Source organism: Streptomyces sp. NPDC025618 (assembly GCF_055558795.1).
In genome coordinates this window covers 1-4,009 of sequence record NZ_JBVHLW010000091.1, presented here as the reverse complement: position 1 = coordinate 4,009, position 4,009 = coordinate 1, and the positions used below count along the sequence as shown (strand labels likewise).

Annotated in this window: 3 protein-coding genes; all 3 read left to right on the top strand. The window is 74.7% G+C overall.

Going from position 1 to position 4,009, the window contains the following annotated elements; translation table 11 throughout:
- Positions 1–304: 304 nt before the first annotated feature.
- Genes ggt through ACZ4A5_RS31550 form a run of 3 tightly spaced genes read left to right on the top strand, consistent with a single transcriptional unit; the run spans position 305 to position 3,702 of the window.
- Positions 305–2,230 carry a gamma-glutamyltransferase gene (gene ggt, locus ACZ4A5_RS31560; protein ID WP_467591810.1) on the top strand — a complete coding sequence of 642 codons (1,926 nt, stop codon included), beginning with the start codon at positions 305–307 and terminating at the stop codon, positions 2,228–2,230.
- A 20-nt stretch (positions 2,231–2,250) separates the two neighbouring features.
- Positions 2,251–3,057 (top strand): maleylpyruvate isomerase family mycothiol-dependent enzyme, encoded by an 807-nt coding sequence (locus tag ACZ4A5_RS31555; RefSeq protein WP_467591807.1) that lies wholly within the window; start codon positions 2,251–2,253, stop codon positions 3,055–3,057.
- 57 nt (positions 3,058–3,114) lie between these two features.
- Positions 3,115–3,702: a Clp protease N-terminal domain-containing protein gene (locus ACZ4A5_RS31550; protein ID WP_467591804.1), complete on the top strand. Its 588-nt coding sequence runs from the start codon at positions 3,115–3,117 to the stop codon at positions 3,700–3,702.
- Positions 3,703–4,009 lie beyond the last annotated feature (307 nt).

Sequence of the window (4,009 nt, the reverse complement as noted above, 5' to 3'; positions counted from 1 at the left end):
CCCCCCCCCCCCCCCCCCCCCCCCCCCCCCCCCCCCCCCCCCCCCCCCCCCCCCCCCCCCCCCCCCCCCCCCCCCCCCCCGCGCCCGCAGGGCGCCCCCGCCGCAGGCGGCAACGAAACCCGCACCCGGCAACGGCGAGCCCACCAAACCCAGCCCGGCCGGCGCTTGAGGCCACCCGAACCCCAACCACACACAACCCGCCCCCGGCCACGGAAGACGCCGTCCCACGACAGGCCCGTACCCGTGGCGCGCCCAGCGAGCCACGGGTAGGCTCCGGGCCCCGTTCGTCCGCAAGGAGGCAGGGATGGCGCGCGCGAGAACGACCACTCATCGGCATCGGCATCAGCTCAGGCATCGGCTTCGGCATCCGCGCCTACCCGCGCTCACCGCCGCGGCCGCAGCCACCCTCGGCCTGATCACCAGCGCCGGCATCGCCCCCACCGCCGCGCACGCGCACCCGCACCCGCAAGCGAGCCCGTACGCGCAACCCCCCACCGCCGCGCACGCGAACCCGCACCCCGCCAAAACCCCCGTCGCCACCGGCTACGGCGGCGCCGTGGCCAGCGTCGACGCCGACGCCTCCGCCGCCGGCATCGAGGTGTTGCGCGAGGGCGGCAACGCCGTGGACGCCGCCGTGGCGACCGCCGCAGCGCTGGGCGTCACCGAGCCGTACTCCGCCGGCATAGGCGGGGGCGGCTACTTCGTCTACTACGACGCGAAGAGCCACCGCGTCTCCACCATCGACGGCCGGGAGCGCGCCCCGCTCAGCGCGGGCAAGGACCTCTTCCTGGAGAAGGGGAAGCCGCTCCCGTTCGCCGACGCCGTCACCAGCGGCCTGAGCGTCGGCACCCCCGGCACGCCCGCCACCTGGGACACCGCGCTGCGCTCGTGGGGCCGCCGGTCCCTCGGCCAGGTGCTGCGGCCCGCCGAACGCATCGCGCGCACCGGCTTCACGGTCGACGCCACCTTCCGTCAGCAGACCGCCGACAACCAGTCGCGGTTCAAGGACTTCCCGGCCACGGCGGCGCTCTACCTCCCCGGCGGCCGCCCCCCGGCCGTCGGCAGCACGCTGCGGAACCCGGATCTGGCGCGTACGTACGAGCAGTTGGGACGGCAGGGCACCGGGGCCCTCTACCGCGGCGACCTGGGCCGTGACCTCGTGCGGACCGTACGCAAACCCCCCGTCGACCCGAACTCCCGGCGCGTGGCGCGCCCCGGCGACCTGACGGAGCGGGACCTGCGCGCGTACGCGGCGAAGGAGCAGGCCCCGACCCGCACGAGCTACCGCGGCCTGGACGTGTACGGCATCGCCCCGTCCTCCTCCGGCGGCACGACCGTCGCGGAGGCCCTCAACATCCTGGAGCACGGCGACCTCTCCAGGCTCAGCGAGAAGACCTACCTGCACCGCTACATCGAGGCCAGCCGGATCGCCTTCGCCGACCGCAACCGCTGGGTCGGTGACCCGGCCCAGGAGAAGGTGCCGACGCGGGCGCTCACCTCGAAGGCGTTCGGGGCCGCCCGCGCCTGCCTGACCTCGGACGACCACGTCCTGACCAGCCCGCTCGCACCCGGCGACCCGCGCCGGCCCGTGCCCTGCGGTACGCGCGGCAGAGCGGAGGCCACCTCGTACGAGGGCGACAACACCAGCCACCTGACCGTCGCCGACAAGTGGGGCAACGTCGTCGCGTACACCCTCACCCTCGAACAGACCGGTGGCAGCGGTATCACCGTCCCCGGCCGCGGGTTCCTGCTCAACAACGAACTGACCGACTTCTCCTTCGTGCCTGTCACCCCGGGCGTCCACGACCCGAACCTGCCGGGGCCGGGCAAGCGGCCGCGCTCCTCCATCTCGCCGACGATCGTCCTCGACCACGGCCGGCCCGCGTTCGCGCTCGGCTCGCCCGGCGGCGCGACGATCATCACGACCGTCCTCCAGACCTTGCTCAACCACGTCGACCGCGGCATGCCCCTGGTCGACGCGATCGCCGCGCCGCGCGCCAGCCAGCGCAACGCCAGGACGACGGAGCTCGAACCGGCGCTGTTGGACAGCCCGTTGCGCGGCAGACTCGAAGCCCTCGGCCACGCGTTCACGCGGAACCCGGAGATCGGCGCGGCCACCGGTGTGCAGCGCCTGCCCGACGGCCGCTGGGTGGCCGCCGCGGAGAAGGTGCGGCGCGGCGGTGGCTCGGCGATGGTGGTGCGCCCCGCCGGACAGCTCCCGGCGCACTGACCGCGTGGCAGGGTGAGGCCATGGACCCTTTGGCGGAGTTCCACCGTGAGACGCGAGCGTTCGAGGCAGTGGTGCGACGGGTGGCCGGGGCGGCCGCGGCGCCGGTGCCGACGTGCCCCGCGTGGTCGGTGGCCGACCTGACCCTGCATCTGGGAGCAGTGCATCGCTTTGTGACGGGTGTGGTCAGGGAGGGGGTCGGCGCGCCACCGGCCGGCGTCGCCCTCTCCCTGGACCACCCGTTCCTGTGCCTCCCGGCGGACCGGGCGGACTGGCCCGCACCGGAGCGGGCGCCGAACCTCGGTCCGGTGCCGGAGGCGATGGCCGACTGGTTCGCGGCCGGGGCCCGGGCCCTGGAGGAGGCGCTCCGGGAGGCCGGTCCCGCGAAGAGCGTGTGGTCGTGGGCGCCCGACCGGAGCGTCGCCTTCTGGACGCGGATCCAGGCCGTCGAGGCGGCCGTGCACCGCTGGGACGCGGAGAACGCGACGGGCACGGCCCGGCCGGTGGACGGGGGCCTCGCGGCCGACGCGGTGGCCCAGATGTTCGAGGTGATGGCACCGGCACGGCGGACCTGGACACCGGCCCCGGCGGGAGCGGGCGAAGGCTTCAGGTTCCGGCGGACCGACGGCCCGGGGGAGTGGACCGCTCGCTTCGACGGCGACGCCGTCCGCCTCACCGAGGGCCCCGGCCCCGGCGCGGACGTCGAGCTGGCCGGCACGGCCTCGGACCTGATGCTGTTCCTCTGGGACCGGGTCCCCGCGGACCGGCTCGACGTGACGGGCGACCGGGCCGTACTCGCCCGCTACCGCGACCTCGTACCCCCAGGCTGATATCGCGGCAGGCTGACGTAGCGTCTGGAGGCGTTCGAAGCACTCCAGGAGGCAGGCATGTTCGAGGCAGACACGATCCAGCGGTTCACGCAGAACGCGCGGCTGGCCATCATCCGCGCGCAGGAAGCGGCCCGCGATCTCGGCCACCGGTGGCTCGGCAGGGAACACCTCCTCCTCGGCGTCATCCTCCAGGACGGCACGCCCGCCACCCTGGCGCGCTTCGGCATCACGGCCGAGTCGTGCCGGGCCGCGATCGTCACGGTGGTGGGCGACGGCGAGGGACTCTCCGCGGAGGACGCGAAGTCCCTGCGCGCGCAGGGCGTTTACGTGCCGGGGCCGCCCGCGCCCGCGGAGGAACCGCGGCGAGGGCTGCGGTTCTTCGGCCGCCGCAAGAAGAGCGAGCCGCACCCCGGGCCGAGTGCGGAGCCGCAGCAATTCCTGCCGTTCACTCCGAGCGGCGGGCGCGCGCTGCACGAGGCGGGCCACGTCCGGGTTCCCGGCCAGCGTGACAGCCGGGTCACTCCGCACCACTTGCTGGCCGGCGTTCTGGATCCGGAGGACGAGGTGATGACGCGGATCTTCCGCGAGCTGGGTGTGGATGTGGCGGTGGGCCGGGCGGAGACGCTGGCGGAGTTGTCCGGCTGAGTCGGGCCCCCGGTCGCCTGCGGCGGGAGCGCCCTGCGGGCGCGTCCTCGAACGCCGGACGGGCTGGATATCCAGCCCGTCCGGCGCTTGAGGACAACGCGGCGAAGCCGTGTTGCGGGGGTCCGGGGCGCGCAGCCCAGGTTTCGGGAAGGGGCGGGGCTGGGGAAAGAGCCCGCCGCAGGCGCACCCAACCCGCACCCAAACAACCGCTAACTGAGCGTTTGCACCTGTTTCAGGGCAATGTGTTGTGGTTTTACGGTCGCCGTGTCCAGGTGCTGGAGGGGCTGATGAGCCGACGAGCCCGGGA